Source organism: Anaerocolumna cellulosilytica, assembly GCF_014218335.1.
Lineage (GTDB): Bacteria > Bacillota > Clostridia > Lachnospirales > Lachnospiraceae > Anaerocolumna > Anaerocolumna cellulosilytica.
Map to the genome: position 1 here is coordinate 4,067,985 of NZ_AP023367.1, position 24,401 is coordinate 4,092,385.

At 33.9% G+C, this 24,401-nt stretch carries 26 protein-coding genes and 1 tRNA gene; 4 read left to right on the forward strand and 23 right to left on the reverse strand.

Annotated elements, in window-relative coordinates; genetic code table 11:
* The first annotated feature begins 195 nt into the window (after positions 1-195).
* From acsn021_RS16880 to acsn021_RS16890, 3 genes are all read left to right on the forward strand, one after another.
* A complete protein-coding gene (locus acsn021_RS16880; protein ID WP_184093681.1) occupies positions 196-858 on the forward strand; it encodes a response regulator transcription factor in 663 nt (220 codons plus the stop codon).
* Positions 855-2,249 carry a sensor histidine kinase gene (locus acsn021_RS16885; RefSeq protein ID WP_184093680.1) on the forward strand — a complete coding sequence of 465 codons (1,395 nt, stop codon included), beginning with the start codon at positions 855-857 and terminating at the stop codon, positions 2,247-2,249. The genes acsn021_RS16880 and acsn021_RS16885 overlap by 4 nt, the downstream gene beginning before the upstream one ends.
* Before the next feature lie 132 nt (positions 2,250-2,381).
* Positions 2,382-3,233 carry a hypothetical protein gene (locus acsn021_RS16890; protein ID WP_184093679.1) on the forward strand — a complete coding sequence of 284 codons (852 nt, stop codon included), beginning with the start codon at positions 2,382-2,384 and terminating at the stop codon, positions 3,231-3,233.
* A gap of 450 nt (positions 3,234-3,683) precedes the next feature.
* Here acsn021_RS16890 and acsn021_RS16895 read toward each other — a convergent pair whose 3' ends face one another.
* The 7 genes from acsn021_RS16895 to acsn021_RS16920 form a co-directional block, all read right to left on the reverse strand.
* Positions 3,684-4,364, reverse strand: a complete 681-nt coding sequence (locus tag acsn021_RS16895; RefSeq protein ID WP_184093678.1) for a DUF3298 and DUF4163 domain-containing protein — start codon at positions 4,362-4,364, stop codon at positions 3,684-3,686.
* Positions 4,365-4,437: 73 nt separating this feature from the next.
* Positions 4,438-5,703, reverse strand: coding sequence for an ArsB/NhaD family transporter (locus acsn021_RS16900; protein ID WP_184093677.1), 1,266 nt, complete (start codon positions 5,701-5,703; stop codon positions 4,438-4,440).
* Positions 5,704-5,846: 143 nt separating this feature from the next.
* Entirely contained in the window at positions 5,847-6,257 is a 411-nt protein-coding gene (locus tag acsn021_RS16905; RefSeq protein ID WP_184093676.1) for a DUF3021 family protein, read from the reverse strand.
* A 159-nt stretch (positions 6,258-6,416) separates the two neighbouring features.
* Positions 6,417-6,854, reverse strand: coding sequence for a LytTR family DNA-binding domain-containing protein (locus tag acsn021_RS16910; protein WP_184093675.1), 438 nt, complete (start codon positions 6,852-6,854; stop codon positions 6,417-6,419).
* Between the two features lie 298 nt (positions 6,855-7,152).
* The gene (locus tag acsn021_RS23015) at positions 7,153-7,278 is read right to left on the reverse strand and encodes a hypothetical protein (protein ID WP_279289763.1); all 126 of its coding nucleotides are present in this window, start codon (positions 7,276-7,278) and stop codon (positions 7,153-7,155) included.
* Positions 7,279-7,843: 565 nt separating this feature from the next.
* Positions 7,844-9,235 carry an alanine/glycine:cation symporter family protein gene (locus acsn021_RS16915; RefSeq protein ID WP_184093674.1) on the reverse strand — a complete coding sequence of 464 codons (1,392 nt, stop codon included), beginning with the start codon at positions 9,233-9,235 and terminating at the stop codon, positions 7,844-7,846.
* A 162-nt stretch (positions 9,236-9,397) separates the two neighbouring features.
* Positions 9,398-10,309 carry an alpha/beta hydrolase fold domain-containing protein gene (locus tag acsn021_RS16920; protein WP_184093673.1) on the reverse strand — a complete coding sequence of 304 codons (912 nt, stop codon included), beginning with the start codon at positions 10,307-10,309 and terminating at the stop codon, positions 9,398-9,400.
* A 276-nt stretch (positions 10,310-10,585) separates the two neighbouring features.
* On the opposite strand from acsn021_RS16920, the gene acsn021_RS16925 reads away from it, so the two are divergent.
* Entirely contained in the window at positions 10,586-10,726 is a 141-nt protein-coding gene (locus acsn021_RS16925; protein WP_184093672.1) for a hypothetical protein, read from the forward strand.
* 121 nt (positions 10,727-10,847) lie between these two features.
* Here acsn021_RS16925 and acsn021_RS16930 read toward each other — a convergent pair whose 3' ends face one another.
* The 16 genes from acsn021_RS16930 to acsn021_RS17010 form a co-directional block, all read right to left on the reverse strand.
* Complete coding sequence (locus acsn021_RS16930; RefSeq protein ID WP_184093671.1) at positions 10,848-11,852, reverse strand: helix-turn-helix domain-containing protein; 1,005 nt, start codon at positions 11,850-11,852, stop codon at positions 10,848-10,850.
* Between the two features lie 57 nt (positions 11,853-11,909).
* Positions 11,910-12,047: a hypothetical protein gene (locus tag acsn021_RS16935; protein WP_184093670.1), complete on the reverse strand. Its 138-nt coding sequence runs from the start codon at positions 12,045-12,047 to the stop codon at positions 11,910-11,912.
* A gap of 455 nt (positions 12,048-12,502) precedes the next feature.
* Positions 12,503-12,721 (reverse strand): helix-turn-helix transcriptional regulator, encoded by a 219-nt coding sequence (locus tag acsn021_RS16940; protein WP_184093669.1) that lies wholly within the window; start codon positions 12,719-12,721, stop codon positions 12,503-12,505.
* Positions 12,721-13,092, reverse strand: coding sequence for a hypothetical protein (locus acsn021_RS16945; protein ID WP_184093668.1), 372 nt, complete (start codon positions 13,090-13,092; stop codon positions 12,721-12,723). Before acsn021_RS16945 ends, acsn021_RS16940 begins: the two co-directional genes overlap by 1 nt.
* A gap of 419 nt (positions 13,093-13,511) precedes the next feature.
* Positions 13,512-14,357 (reverse strand): AraC family transcriptional regulator, encoded by an 846-nt coding sequence (locus acsn021_RS16950; RefSeq protein WP_184093667.1) that lies wholly within the window; start codon positions 14,355-14,357, stop codon positions 13,512-13,514.
* An 85-nt stretch (positions 14,358-14,442) separates the two neighbouring features.
* Complete coding sequence (locus acsn021_RS16955; protein ID WP_184093666.1) at positions 14,443-15,801, reverse strand: helix-turn-helix domain-containing protein; 1,359 nt, start codon at positions 15,799-15,801, stop codon at positions 14,443-14,445.
* A gap of 254 nt (positions 15,802-16,055) precedes the next feature.
* Complete coding sequence (locus tag acsn021_RS16960) at positions 16,056-16,760, reverse strand: CPBP family intramembrane glutamic endopeptidase (protein WP_184093665.1); 705 nt, start codon at positions 16,758-16,760, stop codon at positions 16,056-16,058.
* 110 nt (positions 16,761-16,870) lie between these two features.
* Positions 16,871-17,236 carry a hypothetical protein gene (locus tag acsn021_RS16965; protein WP_184093664.1) on the reverse strand — a complete coding sequence of 122 codons (366 nt, stop codon included), beginning with the start codon at positions 17,234-17,236 and terminating at the stop codon, positions 16,871-16,873.
* A gap of 461 nt (positions 17,237-17,697) precedes the next feature.
* The gene (locus tag acsn021_RS16975) at positions 17,698-18,633 is read right to left on the reverse strand and encodes a hypothetical protein (RefSeq protein WP_184093663.1); all 936 of its coding nucleotides are present in this window, start codon (positions 18,631-18,633) and stop codon (positions 17,698-17,700) included.
* A gap of 77 nt (positions 18,634-18,710) precedes the next feature.
* Positions 18,711-19,553 (reverse strand): helix-turn-helix domain-containing protein, encoded by an 843-nt coding sequence (locus acsn021_RS16980; RefSeq protein WP_184093662.1) that lies wholly within the window; start codon positions 19,551-19,553, stop codon positions 18,711-18,713.
* A 275-nt stretch (positions 19,554-19,828) separates the two neighbouring features.
* On the reverse strand, positions 19,829-20,797 hold the full coding sequence (locus acsn021_RS16985) for a methyltransferase domain-containing protein (protein ID WP_184093661.1): 969 nt from the start codon (positions 20,795-20,797) through the stop codon (positions 19,829-19,831).
* A 213-nt stretch (positions 20,798-21,010) separates the two neighbouring features.
* Positions 21,011-21,136 (reverse strand): GNAT family N-acetyltransferase, encoded by a 126-nt coding sequence (locus acsn021_RS23175; RefSeq protein ID WP_184093742.1) that lies wholly within the window; start codon positions 21,134-21,136, stop codon positions 21,011-21,013.
* Between the two features lie 288 nt (positions 21,137-21,424).
* Positions 21,425-21,496 (reverse strand) — tRNA-Gly (locus acsn021_RS16995).
* A gap of 156 nt (positions 21,497-21,652) precedes the next feature.
* Positions 21,653-22,087 carry a MerR family transcriptional regulator gene (locus tag acsn021_RS17000; protein ID WP_184093660.1) on the reverse strand — a complete coding sequence of 145 codons (435 nt, stop codon included), beginning with the start codon at positions 22,085-22,087 and terminating at the stop codon, positions 21,653-21,655.
* 641 nt (positions 22,088-22,728) lie between these two features.
* Complete coding sequence (locus tag acsn021_RS17005) at positions 22,729-23,613, reverse strand: AraC family transcriptional regulator (protein WP_184093659.1); 885 nt, start codon at positions 23,611-23,613, stop codon at positions 22,729-22,731.
* Between the two features lie 78 nt (positions 23,614-23,691).
* Positions 23,692-24,210, reverse strand: a complete 519-nt coding sequence (locus acsn021_RS17010; protein ID WP_184093658.1) for a ClbS/DfsB family four-helix bundle protein — start codon at positions 24,208-24,210, stop codon at positions 23,692-23,694.
* Positions 24,211-24,401 lie beyond the last annotated feature (191 nt).

Below are 24,401 nucleotides of genomic sequence, written 5' to 3' on the forward strand. Positions count from 1 at the left end.
ACAATGTCAATACGTAAATTTTCAATACTGTAGTTAACTTTACTAAAAGAAGGATTTTAATCTTACCCTTAAGTGTTCAAGCTTTCTAGTTTTATGTTATAATTATAATATAGTTTGAATTGTTTACTATAAATTATAATTTAAAGTCAAGCTCTTACTTAGACATATAGGGCTCTAATAGAAACGGAGAAAATTATGGGACACATACTTGTTGTTGAGGATGAAGAGAACATTCGTGATTTAATTCTTATGAATCTGTCCATGGTGGGACATACCAGTGTAGCAGCAGCCGACGGCATTGAAGCAATCAAATCCTTACGTTCTGCTGCCTTTGATTTATGTCTTTTGGATGTAATGCTGCCCGGTACGGATGGTTTTACCTTGCTTAAAAACTTTCAGGATGCAAATGTTCCAGTTATCTTTCTGACTGCAAAAGGCTCCTTACCAGATCGGGTGAAAGGTTTAAATCTTGGAGCTGAAGACTATATTGTAAAGCCATTTGAAACCCTTGAATTACTTGCTAGAATTGACGTGGTTCTTAGAAGAAACGGTAAGCAAAAGTATGTTTTTTATTGCAAAGGTGTGGAGGTGCGCTTTATGGAACGTCTGGTATTTAAAAATAAAATACCAATTGAATTAACTGCGCAGGAGTATGCTCTGCTTGAAGTTTTAGTCCAAAATAGAAATCTGGCTCTAACAAGAGAACAATTATTAGCCTCTGCCTGGGGCTATGATTATATCGGTGAAACCCGTACTGTTGATATGCATATTCAAAGGCTGCGGAAAAAGTTAGGCTGGGATGACGTTATTAAAACTGTATACAAATTCGGGTACAGACTGGAGGAACCTATAGAATGAAATTATGGCTAAAAATCTTTTTAAGTATTCTGCTTCTTTCCCTAACTACTCTTTTTATCAGTACCTGGTTTGTAATAAACAAAAATCATATCAATAATTTAAACAGGGAACAGGAGCGTTCGCTAAATGAATTAGAACTAATTCGTATATCCTTAGAAAGCAATGTTGATTTTACTTCCTCTTCTATAGATTCTATAAAGACCATTATAAACCGCTACGGAGAATATTATGGGCAAAAGGGCATCTATCTATTGCTGTACCAGGACAATGAATATATTTATAACCAGCTTAAGACATTAGATACATCTTCCTACGAAACCTTATTATCTGTAACCCTCAACCATCGGATGGTACAGGTACTAAACGGTGGAACACTGCGATATATGCTGGTGTCTGATTTACTTTCAGAAAAAAATAGGACTGTACTGCTCTATTGTCGTGATATAAACGAAATATATGAAGCTAGAAACCAAAGCATCAAGCTTATCTTCTCCCTTGCTCTACTGCTAAGTGTAATACTTGGCATTATTTCTTATTATTACTCCCGCTGGCTTACCAGACCTTTAGCGGTCCTCCAAAAAGGTGCAAAGGCTGTTGCCTCCGGTGATTACAGTATCCGTATTACTGAAACCGATTCGGATTTTTCATCTGTTGCAGAAGCATTCAACCAGATGGCCGGAAATGTAAACAGGCACACGAGGGAACTAAAAGAACGCGCCAGAGAACGTCAGGAATTTATTGATGATTTGTCCCATGAAATGAATACTCCTTTGACTTCAATTCAAGGCTACTCTGAATTTTTACTAAGTGCAAATGCAACAGAAGTACAGAAACGCCGGGCAGTACAAAACATTCATACAGATGCAAAACGCATGCGGGAAATGTATGATAAACTTATGGCATTAACTTTCGCCAGAGAACATGCTCTTTTACTTTACTCTGTAAATATACCGGAGCTGTTAGATACCTTAAAAGAAAGCTTTAAACCGACCTTCATACAGCATCAGATTGTCTTTAAAGCAGAAACAACATTAGAGACTTTGAAGGCCGACCGTATACTTCTCCAGATGCTCTTAACCAATCTTATCAATAACAGTCTCCAAGCTGTACAGTCAGGGGGTATGATTCATCTTCTGGCCTATGAAAAAGAAAATAAACCCGTAATAGAAGTAACTGACAACGGCTGCGGTATTCCTAAGGACAAAATCACTGAGATAATAAAACCTTTTGTCCGGGTAGATAAATCCCGTTCCAGAAAAACCGGTGGTGCTGGTCTGGGTCTTGCACTGGTAAGCCGAATTGCTGACCTGCATAAAGCAGAGATACTCATTGATTCTGAATTGGGGAAAGGCACTACTGTAAGAATTATATTTTCTACTTCTATGGACTAAATAATAAAAATTTACAACTTTGTTACAAGCTGATTGATACTCTGATAATCCTATCCCTTACACTGTTTACAGATAACCCAAACGTTATCAGAAACGAATTAACAAGAAAACGGAAGAAGGAAGGAAACTTTTATGAAAAAAAATCTACTTATTACCTTATCACTCACAGTACTCGCCATTTCAGGCTGCTCCAAAGCTGATGTAGAGAAGCAGCCTGTTGTTATTGGCAATACCGCACAACTTAATGTCTCCACTGCTCCTGAGGCCTCACAAACAGCAGACGCAGCTGACACGCAAGAGGATAAATCCAAGGAGGATACAAAGATAAGTGAAGAGATGAAAGAAAACGAAACTATAAAAGGAACAACAACCAATACAGTTGATAACCCCGCAGAAGAGCAACAGCTGCAGGCAGAAGAAGTAGCTCGTGAAGAAGCAGCCCGTCAAGCTGAAAAAGAAAGACTGTCTCAGAACAAGCCAAAAGAATCTTCTGAGGCAGATCCCCCCCTGCTAGTGGAGGTTGAAGGCATAAAGGAAGCCGTACCGGGAAAAATATTAAAAAGTGAGGACGGCTTCGAAATCACTTATGATTCAGAACGTTTTAAACACACGAAAGAAGGAGATGTAGACAGCTTTGCAGCTGATAATACAGACCCGGCCATCTACCCCTATATTTATGTGAATGTCAGCCGAATAAAGAATACAACTGCAAGAGAACACGCCGCTAAAATTATTACAGAATCAGAAGCCGCCAAATACCAAAGCATGGATACTACCTATTCTTCTACCATAGGAAAAAATTACGACTGCATACAAATAACGCTGCAAGCAGGTCGTGAATGGAACTCTGTAATCCGTAATTATTATATAATAGAAGCAGATAAGGCTGTATATCTCGTTGAAACACAATACTTCTTAGAAGCGGAAGAAGGATATGGAGCACGGATACAGGCGATGTTAAATACTTTTTACATCCCTGATTAATGCTACTACTTATAGACTTGTTACTAGCTATTATAGAAAATACTTTATTTAATACTTTTGTAATATTTATTTAATAACTTGTTAATATTTCCTTGGCATCCATAACTTACAGCTATCTAATCTAATATGCCTGTGCTATAATCAAAATTGTTCTAGAACAAGTAACAGCAACCCGATACAAATCGGAGAAGTCATAATTTGAAGGAGGAAAAAGCATGTGTTTCTATAACTTTGACTGCTCACAACTTTTAGAATTAATCCGCAAATGTTTAGGTGCTACTTGTAATAAATAACTTGCCTATGATGCCCGTAAATTCCGGGTGTAATAAACGTAACGTCCTTTTATCAAAAGCAAAATAATACCTGCCGTTAATCTAGGAAACTCTTCCATCTTCTGGCTGTTACAATAAGCAGCCGGATGAAAGGCATTGATTAACGGCAGGTATTTTATTATTTACAGCCTGGCATAGCGGCAGCCCCTTCACCAAAGGGTATTAAAAAGGTTCGGATGCCGCTTACATAGGGAGCAATTTCATATAATTGAAAAAAGATAACTACTCCTTCCGGTACCAAATAAAAATTTCGCTCATTTATATTCTCCTTTACCAATACCGCATAGTCTTCAAAGTAATATTCATTTCCTTTTTTTATATCATTTTCAATCTGCTGATTGACGAATTCTATAATATCTGACAGGTAATTCTTATTGTCGGGAAAAAAGTCACTAAGAGTCATTCTCTGCCCCTTTTGCAGATTCCAGGTATCTCCGCTGCGGGTGGTCATTCCATGAGCACCACCAGTGAATTCATATCGGTCAAAGTACAGACTTAGCATACAATTTTGATTATAGGTTAATTGGTATTCAACTAAAACCTCATAGAGATGGAACGGAAAATTATTGGCAGAGGCATACTCATAATCATCCACAGACATCTGATAAAGCTTCATCACATGGTATTTCTGATAGAGAGTAGCCTCTGCCTTGTAATATATGTTCAGTTTATTAATAAAAGGCTTAAACTTATCGGATGCAAATTGGGGGTAATAAATGGTGTAAGTAAGTGTTTTCTGATTCTTATAATATAAATCGTTATGAATGCTGTCCTTTTTTTCAAGAATTCGGTAAACCAAACTATATGTCTCCCTAAAAATATCCTTAGGTTAGCATATGCTCTCTGACTGCATATTGTTCATAAATGAAAGTCTATCTCCAGATTAACCAGATAAGAATATATCCGCAGATTACTGCTGATAAAGTAAATGGTATACTCATTTTCATAAACTGACCTGCACTAACCTCATACCCTTCTTTCCTTAAGATACCAATACCTGTTATATTGGCAGAAGCACCTATTGGTGTAATATTCCCACCCAAAGTAGAACCTATTAACAAGCCAAAATATAATATATAAGGATCAATTTGAAGAATGCCTGCTATCTGTGCTGTAACCGGAAGCATTGTGGCTACATATGGAATATTATCAATAAAGGCAGAAAATAATACCGAAGCCCACACAATCAAAGTAAAGATGACAAAAACATTATCACTAGCCTTAACAAACAGCTTGCTGATGTCTGATACAATACCTGCTTCTGTAATTCCTCCGATTACAACAAATAAACCGGTCAGCAACAGAATGGTCTGAAAATCAATCTCTTTTATAGCGTCGGTTAATGTATTAATATTTCTGGTAATAAAAAGCTTTCTCGTTATTCCAATTGCAAATAACACCATACATATAAGTCCATTTGTTATTGACGGTTTATTCTCAATAAAAGACGCAATAATTAGTAAAGCAACAATGCTGCATAAAAGTACAGTTGGAAAAAAGTCTGTGACTTTTGTTCTCTCCATGGCTTTTACCGGCTCTTTGTCCTTACGAAAAATAAATAAAAGTACTAAAGTTGAAACGAAAGCACCTATTTCAACTATCCAAAAGATACCCAGTCTTCCCTTAAAAAAGAAAAAGTCCATAAAATTCATATCTGCATATCCGCCCAAAAGAATTGACGTAGTATCTCCCACCAGAGTTGCCGCTCCTTGCAGATTGGATGCTATGGATATTGCGATTACGCTGGAAACCGGTGAAATATTGAGCTTTTTGGCAATGGTTAAAGCTACCGGTGCAACCATTAATACAGTGGCAACATTATCTACGAATGCTGAGATAATACCTGCAAATAAGGCCAGTGAAACGATAGCCCATTTTACATTAGGGGTTTTTTCAATAATAAAATCAGCTAACAAGGAAGGCATCTTTGATTCGATAAATAAGGACACCACCCCCATAGTACCTGCTATCATCATTATGACATTCCAATCAACTGTTACAAAAATCTTTTCAACTGGCAAAATGCCAAGAGCCACAAAAATAGCAGCAGATGCTAACGCAATATAGGCTCTCAATTTGGGTAAGCTTAATAACAATACATATGTTAATGCAAATAGTATTAATGCCGTAGTTTTCATTTCTTTCTCCTCCTTTGTACATACATTTCTTTTGTATACCTGCCATCGCACTGTTTCTGAATTACATTCTGAGATATTATAGCATAGCAAATTACTTAATACAACGGAAAGTATAAAGAATTGTTATACAAGGTTGCGCAAATTTATTTCTCCTTATTTGAAATTAAGCGGTTAATATACGCTGCCCGTTCTTTTTCCAGCATATTGAAATAACTATGAATAAACGTATAAATAGCCACATACGCAGTTGTCATTATTATAAGATTTTTATAATGGAAAGAAAACCAGTGAAACACAAACGCTGTTGCCATAAAAAGTGCATACCCTAAAATTAATTCTGTTATAAAATATGTCTTGTAGCTTCTAAAATCAATATAGGAAAGCAAATAATCCATACCGTTAATTACTATTAAAAAACCAAACAATTGTAATATAGATAAAAAATATCCCTCATTGCTATTGTGAGTCACTATGTTATAAATCGCACTAAACAAGACCGAAAAAGTAAAGCCTATGCAAATTCCCGGCAGATATGATTTCCATACTTTTCTCATAAATTATACCCATTGCATATCGCAGGCAATCCGCGATATTGCCACATTATAAATCATGGCATCCTTTCCATTTAATTTTAAATCAATCTCCATTATCCCGTATCCTCTTAGATATACTATTTTATTTAACCTAAGGATACTCTATCCTTTTTTAAACTATCACCTTAACAGCTTCTCTTTTAATGTATCAATATAATTTCTGGATATAATGAGCCTTTCTCCATTTTTTAGAGCAGCTTCCATACGATGATTTGCATATGGTTTAACACTTTTAATACAGGCAGTATTTACAAGACAACTTTTACTAATTCTTACAAACGAGGTGTTATATAGCTTTCCCTCCAAAGTTGTCAGACTGTCCTTGCTTTCGTAAATCTGACTTGTACTGTATAAAAAGGTCTTACCATCAACGGATTCAATATAAAATAAGGTTTCTACCGACAGATGAAATAATTCGCTTCCCTGATATCCCTGTAAGGAAAAGGTATATTGCCTGATATATTCAATCAGATGTTTCAATCGTTTATCAACCATGCCGCAGTTAATAACAATCTCATCCTCTATTTCGTTCATGCCTTCGTAAATGGTTAATTTCATATCCTGCCTCCCAGAGAACTAATTGTAAAAAGTATGGTGCTATTATATAAAAGGTACGTAATTAATACAACCTCTAACGCTCAGAATGCCAAAAACTGAACTTGAAATACCCTGTTGTCAAATAGCCTTTCTAACTTAAAATGGCTATTGCTGCATAAATTGCTTCTCATAGTAGAGATACACATAGAAAACAGACTGGACATATCTCATAGATACCTGTCCAGTCTGCTATTTTATTCCGCTCATTTAACTCTAAGTAATCGTAACAACCATCTACCTGTGTAAGGGAGTTAGGGTGTTATGATATATCGTAGGTAAGTTTCTGATATCTTTTATAAAATTTACAACAGACTGTAGCTATAATTGTACTGACAACAGCGAAAACACCGGTAATAATTGCAGCGGTAGATAAAATTTTTTTCATAGTTTCCTCTCAATCCGCCGCCTAAGCGGCAATCAGGTGAACGTCATCAAGTTATCATGCAGTAGCTTTCATTGCATGCTACATCTTCCTTGCAACTGTGACTCTGCCTAAAATTAAGGTCTGACTCCATATACCGATACCACTTTACTATATATAATATATATATAAAGACATCTGGTATGTATAGAGTTAACAAAAGGGATAGTTCATATTCCGTTTCAGTAATGTAGTTAAATTAAAGTTTGTACACTTTTATTATATTCCTGCTTTTAAAAATATACAATATTCAAATTCAGCAAATCTTTAAATTTGACAAAATAAAACAAACCATGCCATTGCCTTTTTGATAATTGTTCACAATAATTTCAATAATCATTCAAACTCTATACACATGTGAACGTTATACTATATTCATAGATAAGGCAATAGAAAACTTACAACCTAGCTAATATAAAACTTTTTTTCATAAAGGCCAGCAGGATTTCCTGCTGGCCACTCCTCTTTTATATCGTCCTACTATTTATAAGGTGACCTATTGTTACCTCTTACTACTCTTTTGCTCTTCTTATTTTTTCGTTTGAAGAAAGGTAGAAAAGGACGTATCTTTTGGTCGAATTCGTTTGGCGTCTTTAAAGAAATCACTGGTTAATTTAACAATTGTTGTACTGAGCGCAAACAATGCAATCAAATTAGGAATTGCCATTAATCCATTGAACAAGTCTGCTAATTCCCAAACTACATCAACCTCTGCTATACATCCTACAAAAACCAATAGAACAAATACAATTTGATAGAGTCTGATAACTTTCACTCCTGCAATGTACTCCAGAGCCTTCTCTGCATAATAATACCATGCTATTATGGTAGCAAAGGCAAATAATACAATACCAATAGAAACTACATATTCCCCTCCAGGGATTGTATTTCTAAAAGCGGATAAAGATATATGTGTACCATCCATACTGGAATCACTCCATAAACCACTTGTAATAATTACCAGAGCAGTAACAGTACACATTATTATTGTATCAAAAAAGACTTCAAAAGCACCCCAACATCCCTGTCTTGCCGGATGGTCCGTATTAGCACTTGCATGGGCTATGGGTGCACTTCCAAGACCTGCTTCATTCGTAAAAACACCTCTTGCGATACCAATTCTCGCAGCGTACAGCATTGTTGAACCTGCAAATCCACCTACTGCTGCGCTTCCCTTAAATGCATCTGCAAATATCATCTGGATGGCTGCCGGTATCTTTCCTGCATTTATAATTAAAACAATTACTGCTGCTATAATGTACATGGCTGCCATAAAAGGTACTAATGTTTCTGCTACCGCTGCAATTCTTTTAATTCCCCCGATAATAACCAGTCCCACCAATGCAGCCAGAATAATTCCTGTCACATAAGTTGATAAATGAAAAGATAATTTTAAACCACTAGAGACCGCATTGGCCTGTACCATGTTACCCACACCAAATGAAGCAAATACAGCAAACACACAAAATGCAACCGAAGTTTTTTTCCATCCAAGTCCTTTGCTGATATAGTACATAGGGCCTCCCACAAAATCCCCCTTTGCGTTCTTTTCACGATAGGCTACAGCTAAAGTGGTCTCGCAAAATTTTGTAACCATACCCAATACAGCGCAAATCCACATCCAAAAGATAGCACCTGGCCCTCCGATACTGATTGCTATAGCAATTCCAACAATATTACCGGTTCCAACCGTTGCTGCAAGAGCCGTACATACTGCCTGAAATGGAGTAATGGTACCTTCTACATCATTTACTTGTTTTTTAAAAATAGTTTTTAATGTATTTGCCATTACCGTTCCAAAACGGGTAAAGATAACTCCTTTAATACGTATGACCAAAAATACCCCAGTGCCCAACATAAGGATTAGCATTGGAATCCCCCATATAATATTGGTATTTAACCAGACAATCCAATCAAGCATAGCATTTCCTCCTCCCAAAATGTATATTATATCTATACCTTCTAATTTTAACCAATATCTATTATATTTCAATCTTGATATTTTTTCAATTATTTTGTATAAATACTCAAAATTTTATAATTTACTTCGATACAGTATTACTAAATAAGAAGAAGTCATGCTTTAATCATTCTCTATAATTCTCTCGATTCGTTTTATTGCTTCTCTTGCTTCGGGAATTGGCCAGAGTGGATAGATATGACCCATATATTTCTTTTTAATGTAGTCAATTGCAATATTCTGCTGCTTCGCTTTTTTATATAGCCGATAAGAATCTACATATAGGATGTCATGTGTACCGGTAAAAACTGTCATTCTCCCAAGACCCCTAATATCACCGTACAAGGGACTTACCATTGGATCTTTTTTGGATTTATGTCCTGCCCAGTATTCACCGCAGATACGCAGTCCGTTAGAAGTTAGCATGCTGTCCCTCGTTTCGATATCCTGCACATAAGGAGATGACATAGTTACATCCAACCAAGGTGATATCATAATAAGTTCAGCCGGCTGCTTTACATTCCTGTTCTTTATCTGCTGTGCCATACCAAGTACTAAGCCACCCCCTGACGAATCACCCATGAAGATAATTTTTTCTTCCTTCACTGTTTTTGCAAATAATACATATAATCTCATTAACGCCTTATAGGCTACTTTTGCATTATGAAAGGGAATCTTCGGATATACAGGCACCCATATCTGGACAGCCGTATCCTTGGCTATTTTATTTAAAAATCTCCAATGAAGGATTCGAGGCTGATGAAGAAATGCTCCTCCATGAAAATACATGATTTTACTCTTATATAGTTTGTTACTATTTTTTTTAGGATTTAAAATAATGTATTCTACTCCATGATATGTTTCTTTTTTAATGTCAACTGAAAAACTTTTATAGGTAAGCTTATATGGTTCTTCCCCTCTCTTATAGATGGCCTGTACTGACTTTTTATAAGTTAGTTTATTGCTGGTCATGCGTTTTCCCGGTATATGTGATATAATCTTTTCAACAGCAATACTGCTGATGCTTCTTCTCATGTTTACACCCATTGCATATCGCAGGTAAGCTTGCGATACTGCCACTAATAAAAAAAGTGAAAGTTTTCCTGTGGCGCCTTTCATATTCTTATTTTTCTTTCACTTTAGTTCTATCTGCAGCCATTGCAGGCCACATCTACGAATGCTATATAAATCTATTCTTTATACCGGTAAATGCTCCGCTCCCCACCCACACAAAGGGTTAAGTACCAGTATAAGGATAAGTTCATTATATACTAAGTTCAAAAATTTAACAATAAAAGGAGAACGGATACTATGAGTTTCTTAAAAAAATCTTTAGCAAATGATAAACTGCCCCTAAAGAACCGGTTGGTATTTCCTCCAATGGCAACTTCAGAATCCAATGAGGATGGAAAAGTAAGTAAAGGATTAATTGATTATTATGACGAACTTTAAACTTATGTCCATTTGCTTCTACCTTTCAAAGTGTATTAAAATATTTTATTACAATTCGTCCATGACCCAAATTAGCCATGGACGAATTGTTTATAGCAGCTTTCTTATAACCTCTTCATGATTAGCGTTTAAGCCATTGTTCCACCATCTTATAGTATTGATCCTTGGGTTCGGTATTGGCATAGTAAAATTCTAATTTTTGCACCGGAAGAATTTTTCCGTCTACCTCTACAGGTTCCGTATTACGATATAGAAAATCATCTGTGTCATCCCCTGGACAATCACCATAAAACATACACCGGACTTTCATTCCTTCAAATATTACATCAAAGTATTTAAATCCTTTAAAACATTCTATTGCCTTTTTGTTGTATCCAAAAAAATCCTGTATTATTTGCTCCTCGTTCCACTTAAAGGTTAAGCATATTTTCTCAAGTTTAAATTCTAACCCATGAGCGAATATCATTGTTTTACCATCCACTTTAAACTTAATTTTGCTTTGATTGAGTTTATCCGCCAGTGATAATAGAATATACCAATCCTCTTTCTGCTGCATATCCTCTACATGAATACAATATTGACACCTTACATTCTCCATAGTTAATCCTCCTTTTACTTTGTAAATTTCATTATAACAAGTAAGAAGGTTTTCTTCCTGTTCTGAAGAGTTCAGATCTGTCAGTTTGGACATTATATTTTCAGTTTCTATGTTATACCACCCACCCTGTATTTGTATGTTTATCTGTAACGAGTGGAATACTTTGATATTGGGATAGGCTCTTCTGACAAAGCTTGGCGGGAAACCATGAAATCGTGTAAATGCTTTAGTAAATGCCTCTGGTGTTTCATAACCATACTTGAGTGCCAAGTCAATAATATGTATATCAGAACCTTTTAGTTCCAATCCTGCAAGTGAAAGCCGCCTGTTTCGCACATACTCCATTATAGTCATATTACAAACAATTCTAAATAAGTTATTAAGAGTAGAAACACTCATATAAAATTGTTTTGCAATAGTATCCGGTGTTAATAATTCCAGCAGCTGCTCTTCTAAATAGTCTATAATGTTCTGTACCTTATCAATTGTAATCGCATAATTATTCTCTTTATACATTTTCTTTGGCATATATCTTCCCCCTAATTTGGTAGTATCATTTTACTTTAGAAAGTACTGATATTCCTGTCATAGAAAGTTCAACTTTGTCAGAATCGGAGTACTTACACTCTCGGAATAATGATTTAACTCTTCCGGCCAACATAATATCTTAAGTCCTATGGCCTGCTTCATATCGTTAGGACATAGTTTTCTTATTTTTATCATATATATCTCCCTGTATACTAAACTTTTTGCAGCTTTTTTGGTATATGCGTAACTTTCCTTCATAATTTTGGACACAAAAAAACTTGCCTGTCAGCAAGCCTGTTAATACAGTATTTGTGAAAGGGTGCGCTGTATACAAAAATAAAATGACTTTTGTATACTCCATATTATATGTTAATCGCCATCATTTTCTTCATAATCTAATCACTCCATTCAAGTATAGACTCCATGAAATATCTATCGAAATATAATATAGCTTTTTACTGAAAATGTCAATCATTATCTCTAAGTTCCTATAGTATAAACTCCTGTTTTCCACTTGTCATTCTCCTAAATTTATAAAAGAAATAATAAGAAAACCACAATCCCAACATTCATCAATGGACATTGTGGTCACTCCGCTAAAACAACTTACATACGTACAAAAGATATAGTCTTTAGCACCAAGTTACATACTACTTTCTATTATCACTTATTTCTTTTGTAAATGAAAATAACTCCTCCACACTTACTTCAAATACCTTTGCCAAATCCATAGCTAGTTTTAATGAAGGATTATATTGCCCCTTTTCTAAACGAACAATGGTTTCTCTCCTAACACCTACTAATTCAGCCAATTCATCTTGTTTCATATTCCTTATTGCTCTGTATTCTTTTAAATTCGTTAACAGCATTACTGTAAACCTATATCCATATTACCATATCCATCATAAAAAATAAGTAATATGCTTCTTATGCCTACAGCAATACACGCTGCACACGAAAAAATATTTGCCGAAATAATAATTTTGTTATTTCCAATTAATGAAAAAATCATAAGCGTAATAAGTAATAAGACCATGGTAATCTTATTTGCTCTATTTAAATTTTTTTCGACTAATTCATCGATTTTTTCGTATGGTCCGCAAAAAAGAACAATAACTGCCACTTCCAAAATGGTCACAATAAAATTAGGAATATAGAAAGGGATGATTTCCAATCCGCCTAGTATAATTGCCAAAGATGCAATTAAAAAATGCTTATGCTTGTAATTCTTTTTTATCATAAAACCCTCCCATAAAACTACTTGATGTGACAATAATATCACATCAAATAATTTATGTCAAGATAAAAGTGATAAAAACATCACATTAAAAATAACTATCTCTCATTCTGACCATTCAAATAATTCTTTCATAATCTCTATTTACTCGGTTAATTTAAGAAGAGTATTTCCAACCAAGTCTAATTGAGCTGATAACGAATAGATATCATTCTGATACATTATTATCTTACAAAGAAATTTTATGAGTAATAGGTATTACTTTAACCCTCCCAGTAATGTCGTACTGTATCGATACCTTGCAAAATTCTATAAGTTCACCCATGTATATCTCTCTTTCATAACTTAGTAAGCAATTCAATGATACAGTACAACACAACGGCAAAGCCACGTAATATTTATTCAGAATGTAAATGAGTCAACTATTCCTTTACAACCGGATACCAAAGTTCATATGTATAGTTATCTTTTGGAAAATCATAATCAAAATAAACCTCAACATCAGGGATAGAATTATCTGCTCTTCTGTATCCGGAAGACGGAAACCATTCTCTCCATATACGATTCACTAACTCCATAAGTGCACCTTCTGCTTCAAAAATTGCCCAGGTTGCCTCAGGAATATCAATCTGTTCTAATCCTTGAACCTTAGAATTTTTAGTCGATGCTGCAATATAGTAATCAAAGGTATGCTCACCATCAAAGTCGGTACACAAACCTAGCAACCCTTTTGGTTCACCATTTGATTGCTTTATGATTTTATCATAGGTTTCTTGGGGTAAATCACTCCAAAATTGAGGCACTAGATTTTCTATGGCATCATTTCTAAAGGTTTTTTTTACTCCAACAACTTTAAAAGCCTCTTTTTTTTCAATTCTACACTTCATTTTAAACTCTCCATTCAGTATTATTTGAAAAGTGATGCGAGGATAGGAATTTATAAAAATCTTCCGGCTTCTTGCATATTGAGGTGATACCTTATGTTGATTTTGAAAAGCTCTATTAAAAGCAGTTGGCGATGCATAGCCATATTTCAGAGCTATATCTATAATTTTTTCATCACTGTTTTGTAAATCTAGTGCAGCAAGCGAAAGACGTCGGCGCCTGATGTATTCACTTAACTGTACACCGGTAATAATGAAAAACATATTTGATAAATCATTACGAGAACAAAATGCCAGTTTAGCGGCATGATCAAAATCAATCACGTTACTCAAATTATCTTCAATGTAATCAAGAGCCCTGTTCAACCGTATATTCCAATCCAAATAGCACATCTCCTTTCATCCACAAGTATACCAGGAGAAAAAATTATAATCCTCTCTTCTGCCATGTTTATAAGAGAGTCTATGTTTAGTTTTCTTCTATGAAAAACGTCTCATAAGCCTTTATTGCTTTATCTCTCATATTAAAATCATAAATTCCATTGTTTATTAACTTAATTGTAAAGAACATAGTCTCTGCAATAGAAATTTTGTAATCCTTAATAAAATCTTCATACGAATAATCCATTACATGTTCACAAAGACACTGATAGTAATAAGCGAGCAAAGGTATTGCACTTTTTTTATCTGGTTCCATATGAAGAGCTAATAACATAGCTAAATCCTCTGTGCATAAACCTATTCTGACTGCCTGAAGCCCAACAAACTTAATTGTTCTATCATTTGTTTTTGACATAAATGTTTGGCCAGGATGGAGATCACCATGGATAATTGTAATATTTTTTCTAGAATTAAATCTTTCATCCATTAGTTTTGGATATTCCTCTCTTAAGTACTGGATAGCGTGCTGAAAATAATCGAGTTTTCCAGGCTCCGTATTATTTTCAAGATTCATCCATATTTTAGGTAATTTCCCTGATTCTTCGTTTTTTCTGTATTCTTTGTAATCCTTTTCTAAGCAGCTAATATGAGAAAAAATATTCTCTTTTGATTCTAATCTCCAGTCAAGTCGTATTTTTTCAAAGGCTTCCGTGTTTTCCCAGAAAATGGAGTGCAATTTAGCTGTCGCTGATAAGATGGCATTATAGTTCTGTCTTATAATCTCACCATTTTCATTCATTTCATCAAAATCAAAACCTTGTATATAGCGATTTGATAAATCGTCCATGAGAACAGTCTTTTCTTTTAAATCAATATGATATATTTGTGGAATAGCCATGGTATACTCTTTGATAAAATTTAATACAAGCAATTCTTTATCATTTCTGCCATAAATTTTTTCGAGTAATTTCACTTCTTTTTGTGGGGCTGATATTATAATACTTACAATTGCATTACCATCTTTTTTAACCGGTTTACCCCTAGTAACTGAACAATATCCTATATTGGGGAACGCTTTGTATACACCGTTTATAATAGTATCATTGTCTAGACCTAGACCGTTTTTTTCCTTTGATACATTTTCAATGTCCATTTTTTTCATGACATATTTAGCTATATATTCAGCCTGTTGCTCCAAAATTGTTGGTTTATCTGCTTCAATTATCTCATCAAATGAATAAGCCGGCATAATAATTTCATCAATAGTACATTGAAATATTTGTGATAGGACTGGTAACAAGGTAGTTTCCGGCAAGGTGTGGCCGTTTTCCCATTTGCTGATTGCCTGTGGTGAAACATGAAGCATCTCTGCAAGCTTTTCTTGGGGTAATAAAACACTCTTTCGTAGTGCAGCTATTTTAATTCCTACTTTTTTTGTATCTAACATAAATCTCTCTCCTTACATTTTTATTCAACGTTGATACTATAATTATAGGTACTATCGGCAATAGAAACCATATTTAAAATAGCAAGAGAACTTAACTTTAAGTTAACCTTCCATTCAGTTTAATAATAAAATAAGGGCTTTACACAATTGAGATGTCTATGATAAGGTAACTCAATTCTGTAAACGCCCTATACAAATATTACTTATACTTCTTCACTTAATGAGATTTTGTGATATATTGTTTTTTTGATAATCTATCTGAATAACCCATTACACATATCCATAAATCCGTGAAATAATGTACCTGTCACTATTGAATTAAACTTTTTATATAAAAATACAAATAAAATATGCCAAAAAAATAATAAGAACAAGGTAATACTGTTATTGGAAATGTATTGAAACGTTTTCATATTATACAAAGCCATTTGAAAAGGTATATGCATCGATGAAAATAGTATGCCAGTAACTACTGTCACAGCCATTTCATTATGTATCAGACCATGAAGCCTTGTCTGTATAAATCCCCTAAAAACCAACTCCTCAACAAATCCGATAATGATAAAGAAGTAAAATATTTTATATAAAATAGTAAGAGGTGGATTCCACTCTAGTCCTTTTATAATCCCAGGTATTAGTGAACATGTAAAGAGGAATAATGCACCTGTAATAAGTCCAACTACAATGGTTTTCTTGAGTTTGTGTTTTGTAACTCCAACACTACTTATTTTCTGACCACGCAACTTTACTATAAGAATAGTAGTTAACGCCAATACTATATTGAGCAACTCTCCAAGGTATATATGCTTTGATTGATACAGATATCCCAAAAAATAATAAGATACATAAAGCAATATAAATAAGCCAAACGCTAACATACCGTCTATAGAATTATATTGTTTAACCTCCACATTGTAATTTTCATCCGATTTAAATATCCGAATTATTTTATCTCTCATGTAAATTTTCCTCTATTGTAAATTCTTTATATTAGGTATACACAAAACAAGTTGCTATACTCAAATGTATTAATTTTTCATGCTTTGGTTAAATCATTTGAAACAACTTATTACTTACGCACGACTATATCAAATTTTCCTTTACTATTTTCACCATCAATACGAATTTTATAGTTTCCTGCTTCTAAAGAAAAAGTTTCTTTTTGCGAGCAATCTGTTTTAAATGTATAAAGGGTTTCACCATTTTCACTTTGTAATGTAATTAATGCACTGCCTTCTTTGATGGACGATTTTACGAAAACTTTCACTTCATCTTGATAGTTAAGTTTAAATCCACTTTCCCTAGCAATCACTTCTGTTTGTTTTACATTTTTATGTATCTCAGCCAATAAAGTACTTGTATTCCATATATAATAGGAAATACTTGACAAAACCAGAAGTATACCGATGTAGATGCCTATTTTCTTTTTCCTCATTAATGTTCTCCTCAAATGATTGCTTTTTTCTCATGATAGACATAGTCTTTTATAAGCACTGATACCTCATGTGCCGCTGCGGTTCTCAAATGTTTCAATTACCTAAAAATGTCACAACCAGAATCAATACCTATGAATTGCAAATCATTCATAGATAGTAATTGAAATTTATTCCATTATACATTTACTGATTTAGGAAGTCAATCAGTGAGGAGCATTCTTTTATGTTATTACTAACACCATTCAATTACATCTATGCAAATAAACACCACTAGACACCGTTTTCATCAACATCTTGATAACCAATCTGTGCATCAAATGCCCTCTTATAAAACTCGAAAGCTTCGTCACTTCCCTTAACATAAATTTGCAATATGGCCCTAAACATACCGTATTCTCCTAGCATTTGATTTATTAGTAAAGTAGTTTTAATAATTCATATTGGACCTTTTATTTTGCCTTTATTCCTCGAGATAGCCAAAATTTCTAAGAAAACGTAGTTTCTCAATTGCAGTATATGATTTCCACCAAGTTTCACTAATTGCGAATTCCCTTGCATATGTACTGTTGTTGTCAAACCAAGTCCAGGTGATTCCCCAAACATCATTGGTAGGTAACGTTTCGATTAGATATTTTATTTCCTTCTCTACAACATCCTTATTCTCGTTGTAAAAAATACTTTGTGGATTTGTAATAAATTTTGACGGACGAACCCCATAATATTGCCATTTAGATACATCATTCTCTATAGAGTTTTTAACCAAATCCTTTAATCTTAGTTCTAATGAAGTATAATCATATTCATCAAATTTTAATTTCTTCAAAGCATCTATAAGCTGTACATATCCACCAATACCCATCTCTCCAAAACTATTGCAAGATAACAGATTGTGCATTAAGTTTTTAACTAACACTGCTGTCTTTTGATATAGCATAGAACTTCGATCCGCATGGTTTAAGACGAATATTGATAATTGGGCAGTGACTCCGATACTTTCGGTTAAGTTTGCCTCCTCATTAAAATTCCACCATGGTGCATGTGGGAAGCCATCATTCGACGGTACACAAAATCTCCAACCATATTCCTTTAAATCTTTTTCACTATGCAAATATTTCATAATCCCTTTATAAATCGGATGGTTTAAATCCATAAATTCAATATCATTTAAAATGCTTATAGCATATAAGGTTGTATAGGGTGTTGAATTCGGATTCCAATTATCAGGCTCTAGCGCATTTCCAAATCCACCATCTCCATTCTGATAAAAGGATAAAGCTGCTATTATATCTTCTTTGCCTCCCTTTTCAAAATAGTACCTCCATAAGCTAAGTTCAATGTCTCTTGCATTTTTATGTACCCATGTTTTTATCATATTATAACTATTCTTTGATATCATAACTTTTCCCTTCATGCATTATTTTATAAGTTCCATATTACACTATAATCACATAGTTGTATTGTAAATTTGCGACATCATTTTTTCGAACCTAATGCATACCGTTTTGCTTCACTAGGCAAAAGTTTATGAAATTTTTTAAAATCATGTGATAAATGTGATTGGTCTGTATAACCATAAAGATGAACAGCATCTGCCATATTAAAATACTTATTAAATAAAATATCGTTCCAAATATTCTGATATCGAACCAACGAGGTGAGTTGCTTGGGAGAAACACCTATGTAATCATTGAATATACGTTCTAATTGCCTGCTACTTATAAAAGTCTCATTTGCAAGTGCAGCTGCTTTAATATTGCCTTTATTTCTAAAAATGCAAAATAATGCGGTTTCTAAATTATGATTAAATCGTTTTATATTTAACTCAGCAAGAAGAAATTTTTCAGCTATTTTAACCCGCTCCTTTAATGTAACTATATCAAATAGCAAGGGTTCTATGGCTGACTTTATTTTTGAATAGTGTTGTTCTGCATCAAAAACACTATTCCTAACACCAGCCATAGATTCATCAGAAAATAATACAGCAGTCCATGCATAAAATCGAATCGCAAAAATAGAAGCTGTTTCCTCTTTGTCATTTTTTGAGGTGGCAATAAAAGCTTCATTATTTATTCCAATAAAGCTACTGTTTATGATATTTTCTGAATAATTTACTTTAAAAATAATATCCATACAGGTATCAGGTATTATCAACTCATTCGTTGTTATATCCTTTTTTATATTAGTAATGGGTCTCTGGGTTCCCCAAAAACACTTAATATAAGGCTTTAAACTCTGACATGGAATCATCTCAATATATGTACTTTCATTTCTAAATGGTGTAGCAGTTATAGGGTTATATAAAGAATTAAATTGCATTATGATTACCCCTTCTTAAGTAAATTCAAATCATCTGTTACTTCAAATTAATCTATCTTGATAATAACTAATACATCTTCCATCATAAATCTAATTTCTATCTACTTTTACTATTCGATTTTACTCCCATATTTAACTTACTCCAACCAAGAAATAGTAGTCCCAAAAATACCACCCCATCAATAAAGAGAATAACAGTAATATGCTCCAATCATCAGTAAACTCTAGAAATAGATTCTTTATCTAAAACAAAAAGATTCGCTAGAGTAGAATTTTTATTTTTTCCGTGCCTTTATTATTACTGTATGATTAATTATTGTAGCTTTATGTTCAGAATAGTATTTACCCGTAACAGGTGCGGAATCTGAGTAATCATCGGATTCTTCTATTACTCTTTCTATTTCAAAACCTGAACAGATAAGAGCATTTATGTATGAAGAAATCTTCCAGTTCCTAGTGGTAAAAGATTCTCCAAACTTGATCCACTGTCTCTCCTGTTCTTTCACATATGATTCAGTAATCAGGTACTCGCCGTCTTTCTCTTTTATGCACGGCAGTATTGGGTTATCCCATGAAAAGATGAATCTACCATTTGGCTTAAGATATTTAGAGATAAGTCCAAATACTTTATACAAGTCCTGCGCCCAACCAATGCCATATATAGAGTACACACAATCAAAGTGATGAAATGGAATTCCAGGGTTAACCTCCATTGGAGATAAAAAAAGAGTTGCTTTGACTTTGTTACTCTTTAAATTATCTTTTGCCGCTTCAATTTGTTTTTCCGAAATATCAAGTCCATATAATTCTTTCGCACCCTTTCCTGCTAAATATAGTAATGACCTTCCATCTCCGCATGCAATTTCAAGAACAGATTTACCCTCTATATCATCAAACAGGCATAATTTATCTTCGGTAGGGGTGTAAGCACCATATTCAGGGAGAATGGTTCCTGTCCATCCATTTTTTTGTGCAAGATTCCAGCCTTCGTTATTTTCAGTAAGATTGTCCTTCATTGCCCCCGGAATAACGTCATCTGCACTTTCTATCACACCATGAAAAAGGGTGTCTATCGTAACATGAAAATAATCTGCAATAATTGGAATCATGCTTATATCCGGATATGTGTTATCATTTTCCCATTTACTTATTGTCTGACATGAAACATTAAATTTTTCGGACAGTTCTTTCTGACTTACATTCTTCTGATTTCTAAGCTTCTTTATCGTCAAACCAATATTCATTTCGTACAACTCCTTCTCGTTTAATTAAGTATAGTATAAATAAAAATTTCTTTATTAGCAATAAACGCATAGGAGATGTTAGGTAACGTGTCTGTTGATTTATTATGTATTGCTTTTTGATATCATTGAATGAGTAAGAGCATATTAGAATTGTATTCGAGGCGAAAGGAGATAACCAATACTATTCTAAATTAAAATATAGCGTTTTAACACTTACATAAGGATTTGAATATCATGTTCCCTGTCTAAATGATATCCCAACTTTTCTGCTAAAGCTAATGAAGCCGTATTTGCTGCTGACCATGAGGGGTATATACCTCTCTTTAAACACTCCGTGATTAAAGTTGCCTTCTTCGTTTAATTTAATCATATAACTTCTCCGTTCACGTGAATACTATGTGAATTAGTACAATAACTTTGCCTATTATAGCACTTTCTTTTATGTTTTACAACTTATCCCAATAATGGTGTCAATCCCGTTTTGACTAAAATTCACTCAGTCCACTTAAGTTTTTTCAAATGAATCAGGCTCTGAATAGTAGAATAAAAAGAACAAGAAAAGCTAGTGCACATTTGATGCACATATCAGCGCAACAAAAAACCCCTTGAAAATCAAGGGGTTTTCTAAGCGCGAGACGGGATTCGAACCCGCGACCCTCGCCTTGGCAAGGCGATACTCCACCACTGAGCCACTCGCGCATTTCTAATATTTACATCTCACAGAGACAAGTGAAATTATAATACAAATAACTGACTATGTCAATAACTAATTCAAAAAAACATAAAATTTTTTCAAAAATTTCTTCTATAGGAATAATTTAGCTTTACCACATAAATACCCTTAAAAATAACGAATTAATTGTTATCGCGAGTTAAAAATCGCATCTTACCAGAATTAAGATTGGGCTTCTCTCCAATTTCGTATTCTGATACATCCATCGCTTTTTTGATTTCACCAGTCAAAGTATCCGCACAAGTTCTGCATATCCGTCCAAATTTAATACTTGTACCACAAGCTTCACAATTTAAAAATATAGCTGAATTGTCTGGAATAACTAACCTTCCTTCTCTTAAAAAAGCTTTTATTCTGGCTACTCTGACCCCTGTCTCTTTTGATACGTCCATTATGGTAGCTGATAAATTTTCATATATATAACTTTTCACTATTTCGAATTGTTCATCATCTTCTTTTTTACACTTAGAACATATTCGTTTTCCTGTACCCTGGTACCAAAACATACCTCCGCATCTTGCACATGATTGAAGATTTGCTGCTGTATTCTCGTTCATAAACCACCTCTAATATACTATTATTAGGTTGTACCTTGACTTCTCATAGATTTGTTTTATTTACACCTATATTTAATTATGGATAATATTATTAAAAATAGATAATTTTACATAGTATAATAACACAAACGACACAATCTGTAAAGAAACAAGATGTTTCGACATATGTGTTTTTAGTCCTATTTTATGTATCTAATTTTTTTACTTAATTAGATTATTCATTAACACAATATTTAAGGCTGCCAAAGAGGAAAAATTACCGAATCGATATATTACGATTGTAGAAAGTTTTACATTCTAACAAAAAAAGGGGGGGATGAAACCAAATAGCATATAAAAATAATCATTCCTACTAGTAGGAATGATTATTTTTTACTATATTTTTGGACGTCACTTATGTTTGTGACTTAGGTAACTTCATTGTAACTTATCCATCTACGAATGTCAATTTTTACTTGATAAAATAAATCAATAAATACCCTAAAATATTAATTTATTAGAACAAGTCTATTTATTGCTCCTTTAATTGCATAACCCATAATTTATATACTATATATATGTTTTGACTCTTAGAATTATAAATGCTACGAACCATGTAAAACAGACTACCTAACTATAATTATAACAAAACAAATCCTCTTCTATTCCTCAATCGGTATCCATAATTCCATGGAATTTCTCTCTGGTTTGGTCATATCATACAACTCCATAGCTTTTGGAATTACAGATATCTCTTTTTTGGTTATCCACATGTGCATGTAATTATAAACCTTATAGATCGTATCCGTCACAAGGGTATTAAAATCCTCAGCTTCAAACTTACAAACGATGTATTTACCTGAATCTATGGTGCAATTATCCATTCCCTCTATAACAGCAGGCTCCGTTGTCTCAACTCCTGCGTAATAGGTAAATTGATTTTTGTTCCCCATATTGGTACTGATACCGATTTCGTAGCCTTCTGGTATAAGGTTCTTCATATTTGGCATCATTTCATGCAGCTTATTCCAGACCTCGCTCAAAGGGTCTACTTCTGGTGCCTCCATCTTTGCATCTATCGTAAGGCCTGCAAAGTACTTAGGAGATTCCAACGTAAATCTGGTTATTTCTAGTACTATTCCATTTGTTACAACTGGAATATCTTCGTCCAGAACCGTATACTGTAATTTAATATCAGGCTGAATGACATGGTGCAATACTACAGGATTCGCTCTATACTCAGAGGGTGTAATTTTGTAAGCTTCTTTAAAACTGCGGCTAAAGGTTTCATGTGTTTCAAACCCATACTTTAAACAGATTGTAAGAAGATTATCTGTAGAATTCTCTTTTAGTTCCTCTGCTATTCTTGCCAGTCTTCTAAGCTTCACATATTCCATTGGTGTTTTGTTTACCAGCCGTTTGAACAGCTTCTGAAAATAAAAAGGGGATAAATTTGCAATTTCTGCTAATGTTTCAATCCGAATCCCTTGATTTAGATTTTCCTCAATATAACCGGTTACTTTCTCAATACATTCCCACGATTCCATAAACAACCTCCAAGATTAATTTTAAATTATTGTAGCATAAATTATTAAATTAATCTTGATGAAAAATGTCTTTTATACTTATGCAGTAGTATTAAAGCATTTTTTCCATTTGCGTATTTTACTTCGAAAGGATTTAAAGGGTGCTACCGTATTAATGTGTACCCACTTCCACATAGGCCAATTAGCATTTGTAATTGTCCATTTTCTTATACCCGGCTGAAAAAATGCTTTGTCTTCTACCTGTTCTAACCAAGAGATTAGTTCTTCAACATTTCTTTTGAACTCATTGCGCATTTCTAACAGAGAATACTCTTTATATTTCTCATAAAAGCTTTGATATAATGCACCTAGCTCGTTCCATTTAAATCCGGGTGCCGGAGTTATAACCTCTCTGCCGGCTTTTTCATCTTCTTCCCAACCTGTAATAAGATTTAGCCACCCCAGCTGATATGCAATCATCTCTTGCGGCGTCTTGTCCACATCATCTACACGTATATCTTTCTCTGTCTCTAAAATAACGTCAAATTCTCTTTCAAACAGATCTGCTGTTTTTCTTATTTCTAGAATCATTTCATTTTTATTAGTATATTCTCTCATATCTCAACTCTTACAATTATGCCTAGCTGGCGAATTCAAATTCCACCTATTAACACCATACTGTTATTATAGTGGTAATAAAATACTTCCGAAAGTGTTGTACAACAATTTCATTTGGCATATTGTAGCCTCCTTAATCCATAGTATACACCATCGTTGTGACATCATATTGTCAAGTTATGATATTTCTT

Bases quoted from the DNA above. Each gene is read 5' to 3' on its own strand.
- acsn021_RS16960 (WP_184093665.1), bottom strand. From the start codon at position 16,760: ATGAGAGATAAAATAATTCGGATATTTAAATCGGATGAAAATTACAAT.
- acsn021_RS16885 (WP_184093680.1), top strand. From the start codon at position 855: ATGAAATTATGGCTAAAAATCTTTTTAAGTATTCTGCTTCTTTCCCTA.
- acsn021_RS16880 (WP_184093681.1), top strand. From the start codon at position 196: ATGGGACACATACTTGTTGTTGAGGATGAAGAGAACATTCGTGATTTA.
- acsn021_RS16925 (WP_184093672.1), top strand. From the start codon at position 10,586: ATGAGTTTCTTAAAAAAATCTTTAGCAAATGATAAACTGCCCCTAAAG.
- acsn021_RS16965 (WP_184093664.1), bottom strand. From the start codon at position 17,236: ATGAGGAAAAAGAAAATAGGCATCTACATCGGTATACTTCTGGTTTTG.
- acsn021_RS16980 (WP_184093662.1), bottom strand. From the start codon at position 19,553: ATGCAATTTAATTCTTTATATAACCCTATAACTGCTACACCATTTAGA.
- acsn021_RS16900 (WP_184093677.1), bottom strand. From the start codon at position 5,703: ATGAAAACTACGGCATTAATACTATTTGCATTAACATATGTATTGTTA.
- acsn021_RS16905 (WP_184093676.1), bottom strand. From the start codon at position 6,257: ATGAGAAAAGTATGGAAATCATATCTGCCGGGAATTTGCATAGGCTTT.
- acsn021_RS16890 (WP_184093679.1), top strand. From the start codon at position 2,382: ATGAAAAAAAATCTACTTATTACCTTATCACTCACAGTACTCGCCATT.
- acsn021_RS23015 (WP_279289763.1), bottom strand. From the start codon at position 7,278: ATGAAAAAAATTTTATCTACCGCTGCAATTATTACCGGTGTTTTCGCT.
- acsn021_RS17010 (WP_184093658.1), bottom strand. From the start codon at position 24,210: ATGAGAGAATATACTAATAAAAATGAAATGATTCTAGAAATAAGAAAA.
- acsn021_RS16915 (WP_184093674.1), bottom strand. From the start codon at position 9,235: ATGCTTGATTGGATTGTCTGGTTAAATACCAATATTATATGGGGGATT.
- acsn021_RS16985 (WP_184093661.1), bottom strand. From the start codon at position 20,797: ATGAATATTGGTTTGACGATAAAGAAGCTTAGAAATCAGAAGAATGTA.
- acsn021_RS16945 (WP_184093668.1), bottom strand. From the start codon at position 13,092: ATGATAAAAAAGAATTACAAGCATAAGCATTTTTTAATTGCATCTTTG.
- acsn021_RS16975 (WP_184093663.1), bottom strand. From the start codon at position 18,633: ATGATATCAAAGAATAGTTATAATATGATAAAAACATGGGTACATAAA.
- acsn021_RS16955 (WP_184093666.1), bottom strand. From the start codon at position 15,801: ATGTTAGATACAAAAAAAGTAGGAATTAAAATAGCTGCACTACGAAAG.
- acsn021_RS16930 (WP_184093671.1), bottom strand. From the start codon at position 11,852: ATGCCAAAGAAAATGTATAAAGAGAATAATTATGCGATTACAATTGAT.
- acsn021_RS17000 (WP_184093660.1), bottom strand. From the start codon at position 22,087: ATGAACGAGAATACAGCAGCAAATCTTCAATCATGTGCAAGATGCGGA.
- acsn021_RS16910 (WP_184093675.1), bottom strand. From the start codon at position 6,854: ATGAAATTAACCATTTACGAAGGCATGAACGAAATAGAGGATGAGATT.
- acsn021_RS16920 (WP_184093673.1), bottom strand. From the start codon at position 10,309: ATGAGAAGAAGCATCAGCAGTATTGCTGTTGAAAAGATTATATCACAT.
- acsn021_RS16935 (WP_184093670.1), bottom strand. From the start codon at position 12,047: ATGATAAAAATAAGAAAACTATGTCCTAACGATATGAAGCAGGCCATA.
- acsn021_RS16940 (WP_184093669.1), bottom strand. From the start codon at position 12,721: ATGCTGTTAACGAATTTAAAAGAATACAGAGCAATAAGGAATATGAAA.
- acsn021_RS17005 (WP_184093659.1), bottom strand. From the start codon at position 23,613: ATGGAATCGTGGGAATGTATTGAGAAAGTAACCGGTTATATTGAGGAA.